This window comes from Ignavibacteria bacterium (genome assembly GCA_017302895.1).
Taxonomy (GTDB): Bacteria; Bacteroidota; Ignavibacteria; order Ignavibacteriales; family Ignavibacteriaceae; genus UTCHB3.
On the sequence record JAFLBV010000001.1, the window covers coordinates 190,438 to 211,281 of the forward strand.

General features: G+C 42.1%; 18 protein-coding genes. 11 read left to right on the top strand and 7 right to left on the bottom strand.

Annotated features, from left to right (window positions below):
- Positions 1 to 23: 23 nt before the first annotated feature.
- A complete protein-coding gene (locus tag J0L60_00765; GenBank protein MBN8544637.1) occupies positions 24 to 1,265 on the bottom strand; it encodes a hypothetical protein in 1,242 nt (413 codons plus the stop codon).
- Positions 1,266 to 1,280: 15 nt separating this feature from the next.
- A complete protein-coding gene (locus tag J0L60_00770; GenBank protein ID MBN8544638.1) occupies positions 1,281 to 2,618 on the bottom strand; it encodes an amino acid permease in 1,338 nt (445 codons plus the stop codon).
- A 382-nt stretch (positions 2,619 to 3,000) separates the two neighbouring features.
- Here J0L60_00770 and J0L60_00775 point away from each other — a divergent pair, with 382 nt between their 5' ends.
- From J0L60_00775 to J0L60_00785, 3 genes are all read left to right on the top strand, one after another.
- Positions 3,001 to 3,318: an isoamylase early set domain-containing protein gene (locus J0L60_00775; GenBank protein ID MBN8544639.1), complete on the top strand. Its 318-nt coding sequence runs from the start codon at positions 3,001 to 3,003 to the stop codon at positions 3,316 to 3,318.
- A 101-nt stretch (positions 3,319 to 3,419) separates the two neighbouring features.
- Entirely contained in the window at positions 3,420 to 4,382 is a 963-nt protein-coding gene (locus J0L60_00780) for a GNAT family N-acetyltransferase (protein MBN8544640.1), read from the top strand.
- Positions 4,372 to 5,496, top strand: coding sequence for a glycosyltransferase (locus J0L60_00785; protein ID MBN8544641.1), 1,125 nt, complete (start codon positions 4,372 to 4,374; stop codon positions 5,494 to 5,496). The genes J0L60_00780 and J0L60_00785 overlap by 11 nt, the downstream gene beginning before the upstream one ends.
- A gap of 1 nt (position 5,497) precedes the next feature.
- Here J0L60_00785 and J0L60_00790 read toward each other — a convergent pair whose 3' ends face one another.
- Positions 5,498 to 6,223, bottom strand: coding sequence for a class I SAM-dependent methyltransferase (locus tag J0L60_00790; GenBank protein MBN8544642.1), 726 nt, complete (start codon positions 6,221 to 6,223; stop codon positions 5,498 to 5,500).
- 62 nt (positions 6,224 to 6,285) lie between these two features.
- Between J0L60_00790 and J0L60_00795 the strand changes: the two genes are divergently transcribed.
- From J0L60_00795 to J0L60_00830, 8 genes are all read left to right on the top strand, one after another.
- Positions 6,286 to 7,299: a glycosyltransferase family 9 protein gene (locus J0L60_00795; GenBank protein ID MBN8544643.1), complete on the top strand. Its 1,014-nt coding sequence runs from the start codon at positions 6,286 to 6,288 to the stop codon at positions 7,297 to 7,299.
- A 189-nt stretch (positions 7,300 to 7,488) separates the two neighbouring features.
- Positions 7,489 to 8,166, top strand: coding sequence for a (d)CMP kinase (locus J0L60_00800; GenBank protein MBN8544644.1), 678 nt, complete (start codon positions 7,489 to 7,491; stop codon positions 8,164 to 8,166).
- A gap of 32 nt (positions 8,167 to 8,198) precedes the next feature.
- Positions 8,199 to 9,101, top strand: a complete 903-nt coding sequence (locus J0L60_00805; GenBank protein MBN8544645.1) for a 4-hydroxy-3-methylbut-2-enyl diphosphate reductase — start codon at positions 8,199 to 8,201, stop codon at positions 9,099 to 9,101.
- 108 nt (positions 9,102 to 9,209) lie between these two features.
- Positions 9,210 to 11,024 carry a 30S ribosomal protein S1 gene (gene rpsA / locus J0L60_00810; GenBank protein MBN8544646.1) on the top strand — a complete coding sequence of 605 codons (1,815 nt, stop codon included), beginning with the start codon at positions 9,210 to 9,212 and terminating at the stop codon, positions 11,022 to 11,024.
- 144 nt (positions 11,025 to 11,168) lie between these two features.
- Complete coding sequence (gene mtaB / locus J0L60_00815; protein ID MBN8544647.1) at positions 11,169 to 12,485, top strand: tRNA (N(6)-L-threonylcarbamoyladenosine(37)-C(2))-methylthiotransferase MtaB; 1,317 nt, start codon at positions 11,169 to 11,171, stop codon at positions 12,483 to 12,485.
- A gap of 75 nt (positions 12,486 to 12,560) precedes the next feature.
- Complete coding sequence (locus J0L60_00820) at positions 12,561 to 13,226, top strand: hypothetical protein (GenBank protein ID MBN8544648.1); 666 nt, start codon at positions 12,561 to 12,563, stop codon at positions 13,224 to 13,226.
- Positions 13,227 to 13,372: 146 nt separating this feature from the next.
- Positions 13,373 to 15,487: a TonB-dependent receptor gene (locus J0L60_00825; protein MBN8544649.1), complete on the top strand. Its 2,115-nt coding sequence runs from the start codon at positions 13,373 to 13,375 to the stop codon at positions 15,485 to 15,487.
- Between the two features lie 15 nt (positions 15,488 to 15,502).
- Positions 15,503 to 16,141 carry a hypothetical protein gene (locus tag J0L60_00830; GenBank protein MBN8544650.1) on the top strand — a complete coding sequence of 213 codons (639 nt, stop codon included), beginning with the start codon at positions 15,503 to 15,505 and terminating at the stop codon, positions 16,139 to 16,141.
- Positions 16,142 to 16,146: 5 nt separating this feature from the next.
- Here the strand turns inward: J0L60_00830 and J0L60_00835 are convergent, their stop codons facing one another.
- From J0L60_00835 to J0L60_00850, 4 genes are all read right to left on the bottom strand, one after another.
- Positions 16,147 to 17,220 (bottom strand): transglutaminase domain-containing protein, encoded by a 1,074-nt coding sequence (locus J0L60_00835; GenBank protein MBN8544651.1) that lies wholly within the window; start codon positions 17,218 to 17,220, stop codon positions 16,147 to 16,149.
- Positions 17,221 to 17,280: 60 nt separating this feature from the next.
- Positions 17,281 to 19,032, bottom strand: a complete 1,752-nt coding sequence (locus J0L60_00840; GenBank protein MBN8544652.1) for a VCBS repeat-containing protein — start codon at positions 19,030 to 19,032, stop codon at positions 17,281 to 17,283.
- 119 nt (positions 19,033 to 19,151) lie between these two features.
- Positions 19,152 to 19,868 (bottom strand): response regulator transcription factor, encoded by a 717-nt coding sequence (locus J0L60_00845; protein MBN8544653.1) that lies wholly within the window; start codon positions 19,866 to 19,868, stop codon positions 19,152 to 19,154.
- Entirely contained in the window at positions 19,865 to 20,794 is a 930-nt protein-coding gene (locus J0L60_00850; protein ID MBN8544654.1) for a histidine kinase, read from the bottom strand. The genes J0L60_00845 and J0L60_00850 overlap by 4 nt, the downstream gene beginning before the upstream one ends.
- Positions 20,795 to 20,844 lie beyond the last annotated feature (50 nt).

Genomic DNA, 20,844 nt, shown 5'->3' on the forward strand with positions numbered 1-20,844 from the left:
GTAAAGGGATTAAACCCCTGAATCTACTTTTTGATACCTTTCATGATATTCGATTCGCTTTTTTTCCAGCGGTAGCAAATACCAAAAGGCATGTGTTTAATTTTGTCAGTTTCGCTGTAAATCTTTTTCATTCCTGCCTGATAAGCCCACGGGAAATCACCAATTGGTCTGATGTATGTACCGTAGTAGGTCATGTCCCATTGTCCGTTCTCGAGGAATTTAACGGGAATACCTGTATCTGTTTGAACAAGGTATTTTGCGTTTTCGAGAATAAATGAACGAAGTGAAGCGAAATCCTCTCCGTGAAGAAGGTATGAAGCGGCTTTTGTGAAAAAGATAACAGGTGAATTATCGGTCACGAGTTTCTGGAGGTTTTTTCTGTTTGCCCATGATTTATTCTGGGTGTCTGTACTGAAGTAGTAAAGCTTCTTAACCTCTTTTTGCTCTTTGTCGGTAAAGTAGATAACGCATCCCTTTGCCTCGCCTTTAAGCTGATCACCTGAGACGAGCTGGCTCTCCTCAAGATTAAAGTCGCCACTTTTTTCACTCGTTATATACTTAACATCCAGTACTGTAAGCTCTGATCTTGCCATGAAGAGGAAGAAAACAGGGATGACGCCTCTGAATACACCTTTTCTGAGATCGCTGCTCATCTGCTTTGTAATGAAGTATCCACGGGTGGTAAGAATTCTAAGTGAACCCTGAAGGTCATCGAGGTAAGTTGCAAGACTTGGATCGTTTGCCTTTATTGATTCAGGAAGTTTGTTTACTGGTTCAAGTCCCTGCAAAATATAGGTGTTTGCGTTCGGGAAGAACTCGTGAGCGAAAAGGAAATCGGGTCCGCCAAAAGGATAGAAAACTGTTCTAGCTTTTGGATCGAAATCTGCGAGTTCTGTTTTCGCCCAGTATTCAACTGAATCAAGAATTTCCTTTTGAAGATTAGCCCATTTGGAAGTGAAGAATTTCTGATGGTTCTTCCATGCTTTTTCTTCGGTAAGTTTGAAGAATTTTGAAGAAGCCGAGACCTCGAAACCGCCAAGAATTTTTGCCATGTCATTGTATTGCATGTCATATTTGGAGAGGTCAACACCGGCTTTGGGTTCTTCCTTAGCGGGTGTTTCGGTTTTCGCTTTTGTCGAGTCCTCTTTTACGGGAGTGGTTGATGCTGTCTTGTTGCATCCCGAAAATAGAAATATGATAAGGGTAAGTGTCGCCAGATTAAGAGAGACAATCCTTTTTACTATCGATGAAATATTTGAGTTCATCCTTTTTTTACCTGTTTATTGATTTTCGAATTTTGTGTTAAAATGTTTTGCAATATAGTAAACAACTATTCCTGACAGAACAGTTGCAAGACCAGCAAGTGATTCCTTTGGTTTGTCCATCAGAATGTGCGTAAGCATCCAGATTTCAAAAAGAATAAAAAGTATCGGAGTAAACGGGTACCCGAATGTCTTGTATGTCCTTGGTATATGTTTCAACTTTGTGCGAAGAATGAAAATTCCAAACACGGTAGCTGTCGTCGAGAGGCTAAGAGTAAAACCAATATAAACCAGAACCTGTTCAAAAGTGTAGGTAACTATCATAAAAACAGCAACAAGGCTCTGGAAGAGGATGGGGACAACCGGCACTTCCTTGCTGAGGAATTTAAATCTGTTGTAGATGTTTGGAATTACATCCTTCATCATCGTTTGGGTGACTCTTGGTCCAATAAATGTCATACCCGAAACTGCTGACAAAAGGCACACGGAAATGAGGAGTCCCACTATTACAGCTCCGTAATCACCAAAAATATGTTTTGCTGCCAGGAGGCCTACATCAATCTGTCCCTGTAGCTGATCAACAGGAACCATGTAGAGAAATGAAAAATTAAGGAGAACATACAATCCCATCACGATCATTGTGCCTATAAAAAGAGCAAGAGGCACATTCCGAGTGGGATTCTCAACCTCTTCAGTAATGTATGCAGCACCGTTCCAGCCTGAATATGAATATGATACATAAATCAGTGAAACTGCAAATGGTGCACTCAGTAAAGATTTCAAGTCATAATCAAAACCAAGGAAAGGGAGTTGAGTAGGAGTTCCAAAAATAAACGCTGCCATAATCAGAGCAACTATAAGGAGTACCACAAGGGAGGTAATATACTTTTGGAAATTTCCACTGATGCTCACCTTTATAATATGTATCACAGTCATTAACGCTACGGCCCCGACAGCAATCATCAATTTCACCGACTCAAAGTCAGGTGCAGTTTTATCAGCGATGACGCCCCCAAAATAAGTACCGAGTGCCATACCGGCGAGGGCAATGGGAGCTGCGAATGCGACGGTTGCCGAGACATAGCCCGAAAGGAAACCGACTATTGGATGATACAATCTCGAGAGAAAGTTGTATTCGCCTCCCGATCTTGGAAAAGCCGAGGTCAACTCACCATATGTGAGAGCACCTGCAGTCGCAATTATACCGCCGATAATCCACAATGCAAGAAGTGGGGGAACCGATTTAATATCAAAAACTTGAAAGCCAAGGCTTGTAAAAACACCCGTTCCAATCATGGTCGAGATGGTTACGGTTATGGCAGTTACAAGACTGTGTTTCTTTGGAGCAGAAGCCATTAATTTTCCGGAAAATATTATTAAATACAAACCAAAATTTACTGAAAAAGAGCCAATAAATATAGTTGAATTTTCACTGAACGATTTCCATTTTCCGTGCTCTGTTGCACCATCAATACTGTAGTAAGAGAGGGAGGAACAGACTGAATATCTCGGTCGGCTGCCCGAACGGGGAGGCTAAACACCTCATTGTGCCCTGCCCGATGCATTAAAACAGCTCGGTCGGCTGACCGAACGAGCTAAAATCAGGGTAAAAATGTCTAAAAAATGCTCGGTCGGCTGCCCGAACGGTCTTTTTTTCTTGCAAGAAGGCACAGGACCCCCTATATTTGAATCAAAGATTTTGATAATTAATATTAGTCAACAAGTTTTCGAGGTATGAATGTCTGTTAAAAAACAGTTTTTGAAGAGTGAACCGGTTTGCAAGGTCACATTTAGAATAGCTAAAGAGATCGGTAAACCATTTGAGTCAGCCAGTGTGGTAGGTGATTTCAACGGATGGAATCAGGAAGCACATCAAATGAGCAAACTCAAAAAAGATGGTTCATTTTCTTTAGTAGCTGAAATTCCGACAGGTTCAGTTTATCAGTTCAGATATGTACTCGATGGTAAAGAGTGGGTTAACGACAGCGAAGCTGATGGCTTTGTAAATTCACCTTACGGTGATTCCCAAAACGGCTTGCTCGACCTTACCAAATAAGAAATTGATCTCCCGTATGTATCCGGCCCTGGTTTATCCGGGGCTTTTTTATTTTAAAAATTCATATTTTTAAAAGTTCGATAATTTATACTTGTGGAAAAATGGAAATAATAGAATACAGTCCCGAATGGAAAGAGCGCTGGGACAGATTTGTTGACACTTCAAATAACGGAACGGTATTTCATAAACAGATATTTTTTGATTACCACACCCCCGGAAAATTCTCATATAATCATCTGATAATCCTCGAGAGAGGGAACATTAAAGGTGTTCTTCCGGGAAGAATAATGCCCGATGGCTATTTTGAGTCACCAATCGGAGCGAGTTACGGTTCCCTGGTAACAGGTGACATCCGGTTTGCTGAAGCACTTGACATGATTGATCTTTTAATTGCCTATGGAAAAGAAAAGGGATTCAAAGGTTATATCCTTACCTCCGCACCCGATATCTATGAAAAAACCAGAAACCAGAGTCTCGATTTTGCAATGTTGTGGCGAGGATTCAAATACGATTTGCATTATATCTCAAGCTGCATAAAGCTCGATCCCTCAGAGGATTTTTTGGAAAAATTTGCACCCACCACAAGAAGAAACATCAGAAAAACCTTTAAAGAGGGGTGGCTCGATGTTGAGGTAAACGAAAAGTTTGATGAATTTTATCCCATTTTGATTGAAAACAAAGCTCGACACAATGTTAAACCCACTCACTCCCTTGAAGACATTTACAGAATTAACGAACTGATGCCTGGGATGATGAAGCTTTTCATGGTTTACCACAAAAGTAATCCGATTGGCGGGAGTCTGATGTTCAACACCAACAAACAGGTGACTCTTTGTTTCTACAATATGCTCAAATACGAATATGATCACATGAAGCCGATTCAGCGGGTTATGTATGAAGTAGTGAAGTGGGCAACAGAAAGCGGCTATAAATATGTGGATATCGGTGTTTCGCAGGATACTAAAGCTGCAAATCCCATGACCCCGAGCATGAACCTGATCGAATTTAAAGAGAAGTTTGACGCAAGAACAGTAATGAGAAACACCCTGAAAATTGATCTCTGATTCAGGAAAAAACCGCCGGATTTTAATTTCCTTTCTTGGAAACATCAATTACGATACGAGGGCGAGGAATCTTCGCGCCTCACTGATTGAAAGAGGATTCGAGGTGGAGACTGTCAGTTTCGACTGGTTCGACCGTCCACAAGGGGGTGATATCCCCGTCGTGAAGCTGACAAAAGGAAAATCCTCCGCCGGTTTCTACCTCAAATTTGCCTTTACCGTCATCCTTAAACTGCTCTTTAACAAGTACGATTTGTACATAGCAGCCGATATCTACAATCTGCCTTTCCTCTCCTTCTTTGCAAAATTTCGCAGTAAACCGCTTTTTTATGATTCCAGAGAACTTTTCCGCTATCTTGCTGGACTGACAGGCAAAAAAAGTGTTCAGACTCTTCTTTCATTTATTGAAGAATCATATATAAGGGATTGCGATAAAATAATCGTGACGGGTATGATGGATGCCGGAGTCTTAATCGAGGATTACGGCTTGTCCCAAGACAAATTCATACTCCTCAGAAATTTACCCCGGAAATCTGCACGATCAGAAGCAAAAGATTTACGCAAAGAATTTAATCTTCCTCACGATGCCGTAATCCTGATTTACCAGGGAGTTATAGTTAAAGGAAGGGGATTACGGAAAATAATTGAACTGTTGCCGGAGAATGGTTCTCTACACCTGATAATTCTCGGAGAGGGGGAACTCAGAGTTGAACTTGAAAAATACGCACAGGGGCTGGGTGTCGCCTCCAGGGTTATATTTGCAGGCTCCGTAACACAGGATGAACTTCTTTCATACACAGCAGGGGCTGATATCGGTTGTACCCTTATTGAGAACATAAGCAAAAGCTACTATTATGCGCTGCCAAACAAACTTTTCGAATATGTAGCAGCCGGGATTCCCGTCCTTGCCAGCAACCTTCCACAAATAAAACAGATTATAGATCTCTACGGGGTTGGAAGATATGTTAATCCCGAAAATGAAGATGAAATTATTGAGGCTCTAAACCATCTTTGCGATCCTGAAATTCGCAGAGAGATAAAGCTCAATTCAATGAAGGCGGCAGAAGAATTAAACTGGGAGAGAGAGTTTTCAAACGAGAGCCACCATTTTGTTTAGATCAGCGTGTGCATTTCACGATGATGTGTGCGGGCAGATTATAGAGAAAATTGGCGGCTTTATCCTTGAATTTCCAAAGCGGGAACGGGAAAATTTTCATTATTACATAGGTTCTGGCAAAAATGAGAATTTTATTGCCAAATGTTTCCCATTCAAGTTTATCATGCTCCACATCCTTAAATAAAGAAGCGAGAATCTTCTCATCAAAAGAATGAATATGGGCGTGCAGAGGGGTGGGTTTATTGCAATGGATGCAGAGTGAATACTGAAGTTTTTCTTTGTAGGGAGTGGTTATGATTAATTGTCCCCCCTTCTTTACAACCCGGGAAAGTTCCTTTACAAAACCTTCGGGATCGTGTACATGCTCAATCACTTCACTTGCAACAACAAGATCGAATGAGGAATCTTTGTACGGGAGAGAGAAAGCGTCGCTGCTGACACAGGAATGGTGCGGATGTGGTACTTTTTCCTTCGCCTTCTTCAGGTTGACTAGGGAAATATCCATTGAAACCACTTCAAACCCTTTTTTGATGTAATGCTCTGCAATCCATGCATTTCCGGCACCAACATCTAGAATTTTCCCCTGTTTCACATCCACTTCCGACATGATATATTCATGAACCCGTCTTTCATCATGGGCAGTTGCCCCCGTTCTCTCTACAAAATAGTCGAATTCACGGGCGTCGGTTTTATAGTGATCGATGTAATTAAAGTCGGCTTTTCTCATTATTAGCTGATTTTTTCATAAATTTCAGAATTCAAAACGAAAGATAACGCAATTCCAGGAAAATGAGCGACAAACGAAAATTTCTTATCGCAAGAATCGACAGAATCGGTGACACCGTTCTGGCAACTCCACTTCCGCGCGAGCTAAAAAAAAGTTTCCCCGGTTGTGAAGTGTCGGTACTGGTCAGAAGCTACACAAAGGATATTTTCCTTCACAATCCATTTGTCGATCATATTCTCGTTTGGGACGATTTTTCAAAGGGGATTTCAAAAATCCGGAGTCTTGCAAAATTTCTTAAACCCCACGGCTTCACCGATGGTTTTATGCTTCTTCCGAATGAAACACTGGCGTATTCATTTTTTCTGGCAGGGATAAAAAGAAGATATGGAACAAGCAGAAAACTCTACCATCTTCTGACCAATACCATCTCTTTGGATCGTAAAAAATATGCCGAAGAGAGAAGTGAAGCCGATTATTGTCTCGATTTTGTCAGATCAGCCGGCGGGGAAGTCACGGATTTCTCAACAAAAATTTATTTAAGCGAAGAAGAACAGTTCACCGCGGAGAAATTCAAGAAGGAAACAGCACCAAACGGTGAGAAGATAACCGGTGTGCATATAACCAGTGGCGGCTCTGCTCCAAACATGCCGGCGGGTGAGTATCTCAGGCTCATAAATCTTCTTTCATCAAATCCGGAAATCAAAGTGGTGGTTACGGATAACCGGCTACCTCATGACTTGACACTTCCTGAAGGCATTCCGCTGATAAATGAAGGTAAATCCTTAAGAGAATCGATAATCAATTTTTCTGTCCTCGACCTTTTAATTTCCTCTTCAACAGGCACCATGCACATAGCTGCGGCATTGGGGGTTGATACCCTTTCCCTTTTTTGTCCTCTTCCTGCATGTAAACCATCTCTTTGGGGACCAGTCGGAAACAAAGCTGAATTTATTCTCCCTTCACAAAACTACTGTGCCACCCGCTGTCCCGGCGATCCTAAAAAGTGTGATTTCTCCGGTGAAGGGGGAATCGATGCCGGGATAATTTATTCCAAAACGATGAAGAATTTGCGTTGAAATAGGGCTGAAGGATGAATTCCTGAAGATTGAATTCAAGGCTGTTTCCAATAAGGGGGCAGCCTTTTTTGGTGAAATAAACTGATGCCTTCTACTACTCAAAGACCCCAAAATATATATCAGTCGGATTTGAATCTCAACTGGTCTCAAAATTGCATAAAAGCTAAAAATTCCGTATATTTCCAAGCTATGAAAAAAATGTTTACAGTGGCAATAGACGGACCCGCCGGATCGGGTAAGAGCAGTACTGCAAAGCTTGTTGCAAAGAGGCTTGGATATCTGTTTATAGATACCGGAGCGATGTACAGAGCGGTTACACTTCTCGCTATCAGAACGGGTAATCTTGATAATAAAGAGGCTCTTCTATCGCTGCTTCCGGAGTATAAAATAACGCTGAAACCGGGTGAGGACGGCAACATTGTCTTCCTGAATGATGAGGATGTTTCTGCAGCCATAAGAACTGAAGAGATCAATCAAAATGTGTCGAAAATAAGCAGCATTTCTGAAATAAGGACCGAACTTGTCAGGATGCAGCAGGAAATGGGGAAAGAGGGTGGAGTTGTAATGGAGGGAAGGGATATCGGATCGGTTGTGTTCCCCGATGCGGATTTCAAGTTCTTTTTCACTGCAACGGTTGATGAAAGGGCGAAAAGACGCCTCTCCGAACTTCAGGCTCAGGGAGCAAAAATGTCGTTCGACGAAGTTCGGGCAAGCATCATCAGACGCGATAAATACGATTCGGGGAGAGAAGTTTCACCATTGAGCAAAACTGATGACGCAATAGAGATTGATACCACTTCCATGACACTTGAACAGCAGTGCGATCATATTGTAAAACTGGTGCGCGAAAAGGAACAGTTGGGCTGAGATTTCGGTTTGATTAAGAAAAAGGTGAACAGATGAAAGTTACGATTGATAAAAATGCCGGATTTTGCTGGGGAGTGGTTCGAACAATTGATATTGCCGAAGATTCGCTGAAAGATAAACCAAAGGTTTTTTGCCTTGGGGATGTAATTCACAACACTGTTGAAGTTCAGAGATTGAATAACCTTGGCCTTGAAACCATCACCGTGGAAGATTTTCCAAAACTTCCAAAAGGAAGCCGGGTACTGATTCGTGCACACGGTGAACCGCCTGCAACATACAAACTTGCACTTGAGTTTGGGCTCGAACTTGTGGATGCCACATGTCCCATAGTGATCAAGGTTCAGGAACGGGTAAGAAAATTTGTTGACAAAGGTTTTCAGGTCGTGATATTTGGCAAAAAAAATCATGCCGAAGTTATCGGGATTAACGGAGTAACCGGAAACACTTCAATAGTGGTTTTGAACAAGGAAGAGGCACTGGAATCGGTTGATTTTACAAAACCGACAGTTCTTTTTTCGCAGACCACCATGGACAAGCAGGAGTTCAAGGAAGTGGCGGACGCTCTTCGCCAAAAACTGGATACTCTGGTTATCGGTTCGATAGAAGAGACAGCGGTTGAATACCATGCCAAAGACACAATTTGCGGGCAGGTTTCAGGGAGAGAAAAGAAACTTCAGTTGTTTGCCGCTGAGAATGATATTATAATTTTTACTGCGGGAAGAAAATCGAGTAACGGAAAGGTGCTCTATCACATCTGTCACGATGTGAATGAGAGAACATACTTTGCCGAGACAAAAGAAGAGATTGACTGGAGCTGGTTTGAAGGTGCAAATTCCGTCGGAATTACAGGCGCCACTTCAACACCTCACTGGGTGATGAGGGATTTCAAACGGCTGATTGAAGAGAAATTTGGAATAGAAGAAGAAGTTTTATAGCACAACAAACTGCAGTTAGTCAGATATATGTTACACTAACCAATCAATAATGCTGCGCGCCCTTTGGCAGTTTTGAGCAGACAGCAATAACCGTACATTGGAGGATTAATGTCCGAAGAAAAGAAGACCCCAACATTGGATCTTGAGGTCTTGTTTAACAAATCAAAGAAATATTTCTTTGATGACGAATATACACAGGAAGAATTTTCAGAACTCGCATCCCTCTTTGGTGAATCGTTTAGAAATGTCAAAGAGAAAGAGATGGTCAAGGGTAAAATTGTTCGTATTCAGCCCGACTATGTCATAGTAGATGTTGGTTTCAAATCAGAAGGTCAGATACCCATTTCAGAATTTGAAGGTATGACCGACCTTAAGCTTGGAACCGAAGTCGAAGTGGTTCTCGAATCCGTTGAAGATCAGGAAGGTAACCTGGTACTCAGCAAGAAGAGAGCAGATTTCTTGAGAGTTTGGGAAAGAGTTCTTGCAGCACACGACAGCGGTGATGTTATTCAGGGAAGAATCACCCGCAGAATTAAAGGCGGCATGGTTGTGGATCTTATGGGTATGGATGCATTCCTTCCCGGTTCACAGATCGATGTGCGTCCTATAAGAGACTTTGACGCATTTGTCGGCAGAGAGATGGACTTTAAAGTTGTTAAAGTTAATATCCCTACCGAGAATGTTGTTGTATCACACAAAGTACTCGTTGAAGAAGAACTCGCTGATCAGAGACACGCAATTTTACACAGCCTTGACAAGGGTCAAATCCTCGAAGGTACTGTTAAAGCAATTACAGATTTTGGTGTGTTTGTGGATCTTGGCGGTGTAGATGGTCTTATCCATATCACCGACCTCAGCTGGGGCAGAATCAATCACCCTAACGAAGTGGTTAAACTTGATGAGAAAATCAAAGTTGTTGTTACCGACTTCGACGAAGAAAAGAGAAGAATTTCTCTCAGTCTGAAAAAACTTCTCCCGCACCCATGGGAAAACATTGCCGAGAAATATGAGATTGGCAAAAAAGTTTCAGGCAGAGTTGTTTCTCTTACCGAGTATGGTGCATTTATCGAAATCGAAAAAGGCATCGAAGGTCTCATTCACAACAGTGAAATGAGCTGGACTCAGCATATCAAACATCCATCGCAGATGGTTTCAATGGGACAGGTAATCGAGGCAGTAATCCTTAGCCTTGATGCTGAAGAGAAGAAAATTTCTCTCGGTATGAAACAGCTTGAACCCGATCCATGGCATGAATTGATGGCTAAATATCCTGTCGGCAGCAAACACACAGGTATAGTAAGAAATCTTACCACATTTGGTGTATTTGTTGAACTGGAACCGGGTATCGACGGACTCATCCACATCAGTGACCTTTCATGGACAAAGAAAATTCGCCATCCCGGGGAAGTTGTCAAAAAAGGTGAAAGAATTGATGTTGTAGTTCTTACTGTTGATACCGAACAGAGAAAAATCTCATTGGGTCACAAACAGATTCAGGATAACCCCTGGGACAGATTTGAAACCCTTTACGGTACAGGAACTGAAACAAAAGGAAAAATTTCAAGATTGATCGAAAAAGGTGTAATTGTTGAACTGGAAGAAGGCGTTGACGCTTTTGTTCCTACTTCACAACTTTCACCCGGCAAGGTTAAAAATGTTGGAAACCATTTCCTTATCGATCAGGAAGTAAACCTTAAAGTAATTGATTTCGACAAAGAGAACAAGAAAATCGTTCTTAGCTCCGTTGCTTATCTTAAAGACAAGGACGAAGAGGAAATAAAAGAATACATGGCTACTCATAAACTTGAGAAAGTCAATGTTTCTGATTTCCAGAACGCAGAAACCTCCAAAGTTGAAAATCTCGATTTCCCTACATTTGAAGTTTCGCCGGCTGCCGGAAAACCTAAAAAAGAAGGAAATTAATGATCAGTAATTGATCATGTAATTAGAGGCTGCATTTAAAGTGCAGCCTCTTTTTTATTATCGCGGTCTGATTTCACATAAAGAACTGCCTTTTTTGGAATCCCGTTGTGAATTAAATTTGAGATTCAGTTTTATAGATAGTTGATGAAGAAAGTCGCTTTACACACATTAGGTTGTAAACTTAATTTTTCCGAAACCTCCTCGATCGGGAAGCAATTCCTGAAAAACGGATTTGAAGTGGTTGATTTCAACCATGAAGCTGATGTTTATGTAATAAATACATGCACAGTTACCGAGAATGCCGAGAAAGACTGTCGTCAGATAGTCAGAAAAGCACTTCGGTCAAATCCTGATGCCTATGTACTCGTCACAGGGTGTTATGCACAGTTGCGTCCTGAAGAGATTGCAGCGATTGACGGAGTTGACATGGTTCTCGGGAGCAAGGAAAAATTCGATGTTTTTTCATTTATAGACAATTTTGAGAAAAAAGAACTCGCCTGCATCTTCGTTTCTCCAACAGAAGACCTATCGAGTGAATTTGGTTTTGCATCATCAGGTGAATCTGACAACCGCACCAGAGCCTATTTCAAGATTCAGGACGGTTGCGACTACAAATGCACCTTCTGTACAATACCTTTGGCGAGAGGAAGCAGCAGAAGCATGGATCCCGGCAAGGCGGTAGAAAAATTTGCAGAACTCCTTGATGCGGGCTACAAAGAAATTATATTGACCGGTGTGAATGTCGGGGATTACGGCAAGAATGTTGACATGTCGTTCTACAAACTTTTACGAAAACTTCTTGAAGTGCCGGGTGATTACAGAATCAGAATTTCCTCAATCGAGCCGAATTTGTTGACGGACAGGATTCTGGAACTGACAGCGGGTTCGGAGAAAATGGCTAAACATTTTCATATACCACTTCAGAGCGGAAGTCCCTCTATTTTGCGTTTGATGCAGAGGAGATATAACACCGCGGATTATGACAAACTGATTTATAAAGCGAACAGGATTATTCCGGGTTTGGGAATTGGTGTTGATGTGATAACGGGTTTCCCCGGAGAGGGTGAGAAGGAATTTACCGAGACTCACAATTTTCTTCTGAATCTTCCTGTCTCCTACCTGCATGTGTTTACATATTCAGAGAGGCCCAGAACGAAAGCAATCAACATGCCGGGCGTGGTCGATGTAGCAGAGAGAAGGCGTCGTACGAATGTTTTAAGGATTCTCAGCCAGAAGAAAAAGGCTGATTTTTACACCTCCGTTATCGGAAAAGAAGTTGATGTTTTGTTCGAAAACACAAATAATTCGGGTGAAATGAAGGGCTTTTCTTCAGAGTATGTAAGAATAAGTCATCCTTTTATGCCTGAATTCACAAACAAATTTTCAAAATTCAGAATTCTCTCGAGCGATGCAGAGCATTGTTATGGTGAGATACTTGAAACCGAATCGATTACCGTTTAAGGTCTGTCAATGAAAAGTTTAATTGTTATATTTTTGTTATCCTCATTTATTCTCTCTGCCCAGGAAAAGGGATCTTTGGCGGAGTTCAAATCATCCATGAAGTTGAAGGAAATGCCCGATAACGGCAGCACTTCCATGAAACTTTCTCTCCAGGCTCCCGGCAAGAAAAATGTCGGTCTTGCAATTCTGTACTCCGTTTTACTCCCCGGAATGGGTGAGTTATATGCCGAAGGGTATGCAAGCGGAAAGTATTTTACAATTGCAGAGGCGGGCTTGTGGCTGGCGTACGGAGGAATGAGATACTATTCCGACAGGCAAAAAGATAACTATTTCTCATACGCTGAATCGTATGGAGGAGTGAAAAACATGTCTGCAAAAAACGGCGATTATTACGCAGACATCGGGAACTATCTTAATATAAGTGATTTCAACGACGACATGGCAAAGCAGGGCAGATTCAACAAAATGTACAATACTGCCACCCATTCATGGAACTGGGCGACCAACACCGAGCGGAAAAGTTACCGTGAACTTTGGTCATCATCCGAGAGCTGGAACAACAATATCAGATTTGTAGTCGGCGGTATGATCCTTAACAGAATCGCCAGTGCAATTAATGCTGTGCGTCTTGTATCATCCTACAACAAGAGCATTGAAACGACCTGGAATTTTTATTTTGATTATAATATCTCCCAGGCTGCACCCGCCAACATTTCCCTCAATTTTGTAAAGAACTTTTAATATAGATAAAGAGAAGAAATCAACCGGTTTCTTCTCTTTACTTCTATCAATCCACACTTTTTTTCCGTTTATCATATAAATAAGAAGCTTTTTGAAACTTTTAGTTAAATTTCAGAGGTTTTAGTTTAAACAATTGAAGGACTGCTGTGAAGTTTTTATTACTGCTTTTAATATTGCCGTTCACACTATTAGCCCAGACAAAAATATCGGGAACCATTCGTTCCACACAGGGAGAACTGCTGACGGGAGCCAATGTTTTTATAAAGGGAAGTTATGATGGTGCCTCAAGTGATGCAAAAGGCAATTTCGAGTTTACAACCACTGAGACCGGTGAGCAGATATTGGTCTCGAGTTACATTGGTTATAAAACAAAAGAAACAAAGGTTGTACTTGACGGGAAATCGCTTACATTCGACTTGAAACTCGATCCCGATTCCAAGATTTTGAAACAGGTAACAATCTCTGCCGGTTCATTTGAAGCCTCAGATGAGCGGAAATCAGTTGTTCTTAAACCCCTCGATATTCTGACAACAGCCGGAGCAACAGGTGATCTTTCAAGTGCTTTGAACACACTTCCCGGTACCTCTCAGGTTGGTGAAACCGAAGGGCTTTTTGTCAGAGGAGGCTCATCCGCAGAGACAAAAACAATTATTGACGAAATGATTGTTCAAAATCCCTATTTTTCCAATGTTCCTGATGTTCCTCAAAGAGGCAGATTCTCAGCAATATTGTTTAAGGGTACGATCTTCAGTACAGGTGGATACTCAGCCCAGTATGGTCAGGCATTGTCATCCACATTAATCCTGAAGAGCATTGACCTTCCGCCCGATACGAGGAGCTCATTTGGTCTTCTGGCAGCGGGATTTAATGCGGTACACACACAACGATGGGAGAACACTGCAATCAGTGTCTCTGCTGACTATTTTAATCTCGCCCCGTATAACAATATAATTCCACAAAGAGTTGAGTGGGATGAAGCTCCGGTCGGCAAGGCAGGGACTTTTCTGTTTCGCCAAAAAACGGGTAAATCGGGTATGTACAAGTTTTATGGCACTTTCTCAAACAGTCAGTTGTCCCTTTACCAGCAGAGTCTGGATGATCCGACATTCAAGCCACGGTTCCAGTTGAACAACACCAATTTTTATGTAAACACCAGTTATACTGATATAGGATTAAGTGATGTTGCCCTTTTTGCCGGTTATTCATACAGCAACAATAATGATGATCTTCAGTTAAATACTTTCCCGGCTAACCGGGACGACCAACTGCATCAATTCAAGGTTAAGGGTACTAAAAATATAGCAGACTTTGCTTTCCTTACAGTGGGTGCTGAAACCTGGTTCTTGAAAGCGGATGATTCGTTTTCATCCTTAAAAGCAAGTCTGGAGGATAAGTATTATGCAGGCTTTGCTGAAACTGATTTTTTCCTTTCCGATTTTGCCGCATTCAGAATTGGAACAAGGTATGAATATTCAGATTATCTTAATAAAGCAAATATCGCTCCAAGAGTCTCGATGGCGATAAGAGTCCGCGATGACGATCAGATAAATTTTGCCTACGGGCAGTTTTATCAAACGCCTGACAGACAATTTCTCTATCAGGGAAAAAACCTTGATTATGAAAGGGCTGATCATTATATCTTGAACTACCAGTATATTGGTGCAAAAACCACATTCAGGATTGAAGGGTATTACAAGGACTATAAGTCACTGATGAAACGAAATATCACCGGACCTGTTTTTGGAGTCCCCGAATATAAAAACAATGGTACCGGCTATGCAAAAGGAATTGATGTTTTTTGGCGTGACAGGGGTGCCACTTTCGAAAATATTGACTATTGGATATCCTATTCCTGGCTTGATACTGAGAGGGACTACCGGGATTTCCCAACACTTGCGACTCCAACATTCGCATCAGAACACACCCTCACATTGGTTTACAAACAGGCTTTCCGAGCGCTTAACAGTTTTATAGGGTTCACTTACACATTTTCTTCGGGCAGACCCTATTTCAATCCCAACAATCCGATATTTAATGGTGACAGAACTCCCGTACAGCACAGCCTTAGCTTTAACGGGAGCTGGTTGACCACCGTTTTTGGTAATTTTGCAATCGTGTATGTTTCCATCACAAACCTGCCGGGTTACGAGAATATTTACGGGTACAGATTTTCGACTGATGGAGCCAGGAGGCAGGAAGTTATCGCACCCGCACTCAGGACATATTTTGTCGGAGTGTTTATCTCATTTGATTACAAATAAAAATAAAGTTTAGCCATGAAAAAATTACTCTTGATACTTGTTCTTGGAATGATCTCTCTTTTCTCTCAAAATGAGAAGATGATAAAAGCCCTCGAAAAAAATATTGCCATTCTTGATACCACAAAAAATGCGGAGACGGCAAAACTGCTAATTAATAATTTCGAGAGGATTGCAGATGTTGAAACAGGTGAGTGGATAGCTCAGTATTATGCATCTGTAGCAAATTCCGCCTATTCGATGAGAGAGAAGGACAATGTTCTTAAGGAAAAAATAATCGACAAAGCTGAGTTTTATATTAACAGAGCTGATTCACTTAATCCGAACAACTCCGAGATTTATCTCATCAAATCAGTAATTGTTTACGCCAGAATCAGTATAAGTCCCATGGAAAGATATATGACAATGCTGCCATTGGCAACCAAATATATGGCGACTGCCACTGAACTTGACCCTGAAAACCCTCGAACCTACCTGCAAAGCGGATTGATTCTCCTGTTTACACCGGAGATGATGGGTGGGGGCAAAGCAAAAGCAAAACCGCTGTTTCTTACAGCCAAGGAAAAATATGAAAAATTTGTTCCTGCATCCTCGATTCACCCAAACTGGGGGAGACCTCATCTTGCAGAACTTCTGGAATATGTGGACAAGCCGTAAAAGGATTATTTTGAATATTTGTGAAGAATTCGTCGGGTAGAAACTTCGGCTTTTACTCCGCTGATAACTGTAGTCATCATCTGCATGAAGTCGGTTTTCCCGTTTTGGGCTTCGCTGTTTTTCCAGGTTGCCCAAGCCGGTACATTCGGGAGGGGGATGTTAGTTCCTCTGGAAGTGACAAGCCTTCTGTTGTCCAGGGAAAGAAAACCGTTTTTATCGGTGCAATCAACCGGCAGCCAGCCGAGACCGGGCAGTTGAATTTCCGACCATACATGATAGCTTAGAGTATCGGGTGCCAGCATAAAACCGGAGACAAGTCTTGCGGGAATGTTTGAAGCACGACAAAACGCAATATAGAGGTAGGAGTACTGGCCACAGTCACCTTTGCAAGTTTTAAGTGCCTCACCGGCACCTCTCGCGAGGACGGGCCATTCATATTTCATGTTACCCCTCATCCAGTCATAAAAAAGTCTTGCCTTTTTTAGCGGATCATTTTCGCCCCCGGCGATAGACACAGACATTGCCTTAATGCTGTCTGTCAACTCAAGAAACTCCTCGGAAACAAGGTACCTTTCTGCATCGTCAAGCATGCCATCAGGTGCATTGGCTGTCTGGATATCCTGCGGAACAGTAAAATTAAATAAATCGTATCTGAATCGCCGTGTAATGACAAGTGAATCACCATCTTTCATTCTTTTTGCAATATCCCAGTAGAAAATTACATTTCCGTTCTCTGCATCAGTCCATCGCTCATCGGGTTCGGGAGAAACCCCGAGAAATTTAACATTCCTTTGGTTGATGTACTCGAACGGTTGTGAACTCCAGATTCTGAAAGTCGGAGGAGTATAGTCGGGGATATTCATCTCTCTGTTTGCCTTTACAAGTTCCTCACCATGCAGCACCTTAAAATTTTTAATGGTGATTCGTAATTCGGTTTCGACATATCTGGGTTCACTCAACCAGCTCGCAAGCAATTTGTCATGGGCACGACCCGGTGATGCCTCATACAATGCACAAGAGTTTATGCCGGTGGCAAGGATGCCAAGACCAAGCAGCAGAATTAATTTGTATATTTTCATAAGTGGCAATTTACAAAAAATCTGCCACTTATGAATATAATTGAGGTTACTCCTGATTCATTATTTCAGCACTGAGAGTTTCTTTACAATCCTGTTGCCATTTGATGCCAGTTCATAAAGGTAAATTCCCGAACTCATACCCTCTGCATTCAGAGTGACAGTGTGCTGACCGGCATGTCTGTATTCGTTGATCAGTTCTTTAACGATGTTTCCGAGGATATCGTAAACTTTAAGTGTTACGGTCCCTCCTTTTGCAGTGGTAAAAGAGATTCTGGTTTCGGGATTAAATGGATTCGGGTAGTTCTGCATCAGGTTAAAACCATGAATACCGGAATGATCTGTTTCAGGTTCCACATCCGTAAGGGTCGTGTCTTCCACAATCCGGTTGAATGAACCGGGGAGTAAACCGTTAACAAGCTGAACAATCCCCGAACTCCACATAATGACAACGGAATCGATTGCGGTAGCTGTTCCAAGTCCAAAATGCAGTTGCATGTTCTGACTGCAATGCCCCGATTGTGCAGATACCCGTCTTGTCATCCAGCGCGGAGTCCCGTTTTCAGTCACTTTCAGTTTTACAACCGCACCGATTCCACTTCTGTTGCTTTTTCTTCCCTCAAGATCGATCATTATCCAGTTATTTGAGCCGCCCGAATTTCGATAGAGTGAATTATTCTGATTTGCACCAAAACAGTTTGCGGTAAAGAGATCGAGCCAGCCGTCCTTGTTATAGTCGGCTAAAGCTGCACCGTATGTCCAGCCTTTTTGATCTGACAGAGTCACAGTGTCGCGAACAAAATTTCCGTTTCCCTGATTGATGTAGAGATAATTTGTCATCGGCGTGTTGTCGGCATTGAAGGCATTTGAAACAAAAAGATCGAGGTCGCCGTCATTATCGATGTCCCCAAAAATGCTTGAGAATGAATTTGCGACATCGCTGTTGAAGGGTTCTGCCACTTTGGTGAAATTGTTCTTTCCGTCATTCAGGAACAACCAGTTTCTGCCACCTTCGGCATTGGTAATGAAAAAATCCATGTCACCGTCGTTGTCCACATCTTCATAATTTGAACTGATGGAACTTCCTCCGTTATTCAGAAGGGGAGCATTACCCGTTCTGCTGAACGAACCATTTCCGAGATTTGTATAGAGGTTTTCATTCTGACTCCCTTCATTTACGACGAAAAGATCGGGGAGGAAATCTCCATTGTATTCGATGAAATCGGCATTTCTTGAAAAAAACTGGTCGGTCAGGAATCCCGTTTGAGGCTGTTTTGTGAACGAACCGTTTCCATTGTTTTTGTAGAGGAGGTTTCGAGTGTTGCCCGCACTGTTTGTTACATAGAGATCGAGCCAGCCGTCTTTGTTGTAGTCTCCCCATGTTCCCGTTTCGGAGTATGTCAGATCAGCCATCACCGCCGAAGATGATAGCTGTGTGTAAGTGCCGTCTCCGTTGTTTTTGTAAAGGTAGTTTATTTTGTTGTACCATGTGGAGACAAACAGATCGGGGAATCCGTCATTGTCGAAATCACCCCATGAGGCACCAACAGAGGGGGAATTGTCTTTTGTTATCACTAAAGAATCAATTTTGGTAAAAGTACCATCGCCGTTGTTTTGGTAGAAAAAATTGTTTTGTCCGCCGTTCTTTCCGTTACTTACGAAGAGGTCGAGGTCTCCGTCCCTGTCATGATCAATCCAGTTGACGGAGCGGGAGTCACCCCCGTCGTTCACGATGGCACCTTCGGTGATTTTGATGAATCTTTGCGCATTTAACGCAAAAGAGAGGAAGATCAGGAAAATAATCGCATATCTCATTTGGCTGCTCCTTAAATAAAGTTTCAAATTCGAACGCAATTAAATAACGGTGATGAAGTAATTTTACGACGGGATGACGAATAGTTATATGGAAGTGGTGAACTGTTATGAAGTGATGACTAAATTTTTAGAAGTGCCTGAATTGCAGCGGCATATTTTCTGCCTGTCCAGATTTTCTTTCCGTTTTTCAGTTTCAGTTGATATTCGTTGTTCGAGAGATTTTCAATTTCGACAATTTTTTCCCTGTTAACGATTGCCGTTCGATGAACTCTGATAAATTGTGTGCTGCCGAGGAGTTTTTCCATTGAATCGAGTGTGGTCTGCATGGTAAAGAGGGAAGTGTCGGTATGAATCAGGATTGTGTTGCCGTTTGATTGGACATTATTTATTTCATTTGTGTCAAGCAGTACAAATTTCCCTTTGTCACCCTCTTTTTTTACGGGAATTTTGTTTGCAGGAGCCTTTACCGGGGAAGTCTCTTCGAGTTTTTCGAGAGCCTTCAACATAGTGGTTCGGAATCTTTGTCTGTCAAACGGTTTGAGAAGATAGCCGAGGGTGCGGAAATCGAATGCCTCGATTGCATAATTGTCGAAGGCCGTTGTAAAGATAACCCCGGGCGAATTTTTGGTTATCGAGCGGATCAATTCCATACCGGAAATGCCGGGGAGTTGGATATCGAGAAAGATCAAGTCGGGGTTGTGTTTTTTTATCGCTTCGAGAGCTGAAACTGCATCCCCGCACTCATCCAACACAGAGACATTGGGGAAGTCTTCAAGAAAAAACCGGAGTTTTTCGCGTGCAAGCACTTCATCTTCCACAATTATCGCTCTAATCATTGCTTTGAGACGGGGACTTTTATTTCAACAGTGTATTCGGAGTCGGTTTCCTTTATCTCGAATTTAAAATTTTCTCCATAAAGGATTTCGAGTCGTGCTTTTATCTGTTTTAATCCTTCACCTGAAGGGAGGGGATCTTTTATTTTCCTGACGGGTCTGCTGTTTCTTACGACAATCGAAATTTCACTCTCTGAAACCGTGACTTTCAAACCAATTTCAACTGATTCGGGTGAAATATCGACATTGTGTTTGATACAGTTTTCCAGAAGAGGCAGAAGAATGAATTTTGGTACCATCACATCTCCACCCATACCGGGGAGTTCGACAGTCTCTACAATCCTTGCACCAAATCTTAGTTTTTGAATGGAAAGGTAATTTCTTCCGATCTCAATCTCTTTTTTCAGGGTAATAAACTGATCCTCGGAGTTCTGGAATGTGCTTCTCAGCAGGTCGCTAAGGGATGAAATCATCTTATCGGCGAGCATGGGGTCTTTGTAGATCATCATCGAGATGCCATGGAGGGCATTAAAGAGGAAATGGGGATGAAGATTGCCCGTCAGATTCTGCAATTGTGACTCAACAAGTCTTCTTTTAATCTCTTCCTGCTTTACATTTTCCTGCTTGATAAACCGGGAGTATTCGATCACACCTGCCGTCAGACCGATGATCACGGTTAGCATAAAACTGTCTGCTGAAAGGGAAATCAGAGGTAAAATTATCTCTTTTGGATTGGAAAAAAGAGTTGAAAGAATCTCGCCAAGATTTTCCATTATCAGACCAATGGAAATAAACGCCAGGAGACGGTGCATTACCGAAATCAGAATTATCCACCCGGTCAGTTTGATAACCTTCTCTGTAACAGATCCGAAATGACTGAACTGTTTTGCAACCTTGGAGTGAATCAACGGGACAAACAAAGCCCACATGAAATAGCTCGGTAATCTTTGCGGCAGATACACATCCCAATGGAATTCCT

Bases quoted from the DNA above. Each gene is read 5' to 3' on its own strand.
- J0L60_00765 (MBN8544637.1), bottom strand. From the start codon at position 1,265: ATGAACTCAAATATTTCATCGATAGTAAAAAGGATTGTCTCTCTTAAT.
- J0L60_00770 (MBN8544638.1), bottom strand. From the start codon at position 2,618: ATGGCTTCTGCTCCAAAGAAACACAGTCTTGTAACTGCCATAACCGTA.
- J0L60_00775 (MBN8544639.1), top strand. From the start codon at position 3,001: ATGTCTGTTAAAAAACAGTTTTTGAAGAGTGAACCGGTTTGCAAGGTC.
- J0L60_00780 (MBN8544640.1), top strand. From the start codon at position 3,420: ATGGAAATAATAGAATACAGTCCCGAATGGAAAGAGCGCTGGGACAGA.
- J0L60_00790 (MBN8544642.1), bottom strand. From the start codon at position 6,223: ATGAGAAAAGCCGACTTTAATTACATCGATCACTATAAAACCGACGCC.
- J0L60_00795 (MBN8544643.1), top strand. From the start codon at position 6,286: ATGAGCGACAAACGAAAATTTCTTATCGCAAGAATCGACAGAATCGGT.
- J0L60_00800 (MBN8544644.1), top strand. From the start codon at position 7,489: ATGAAAAAAATGTTTACAGTGGCAATAGACGGACCCGCCGGATCGGGT.
- J0L60_00805 (MBN8544645.1), top strand. From the start codon at position 8,199: ATGAAAGTTACGATTGATAAAAATGCCGGATTTTGCTGGGGAGTGGTT.
- rpsA (MBN8544646.1), top strand. From the start codon at position 9,210: ATGTCCGAAGAAAAGAAGACCCCAACATTGGATCTTGAGGTCTTGTTT.
- mtaB (MBN8544647.1), top strand. From the start codon at position 11,169: ATGAAGAAAGTCGCTTTACACACATTAGGTTGTAAACTTAATTTTTCC.
- J0L60_00830 (MBN8544650.1), top strand. From the start codon at position 15,503: ATGAAAAAATTACTCTTGATACTTGTTCTTGGAATGATCTCTCTTTTC.
- J0L60_00835 (MBN8544651.1), bottom strand. From the start codon at position 17,220: ATGAAAATATACAAATTAATTCTGCTGCTTGGTCTTGGCATCCTTGCC.
- J0L60_00840 (MBN8544652.1), bottom strand. From the start codon at position 19,032: ATGAGATATGCGATTATTTTCCTGATCTTCCTCTCTTTTGCGTTAAAT.
- J0L60_00845 (MBN8544653.1), bottom strand. From the start codon at position 19,868: ATGATTAGAGCGATAATTGTGGAAGATGAAGTGCTTGCACGCGAAAAA.
- J0L60_00850 (MBN8544654.1), bottom strand. From the start codon at position 20,794: ATGTGGGCTTTGTTTGTCCCGTTGATTCACTCCAAGGTTGCAAAACAG.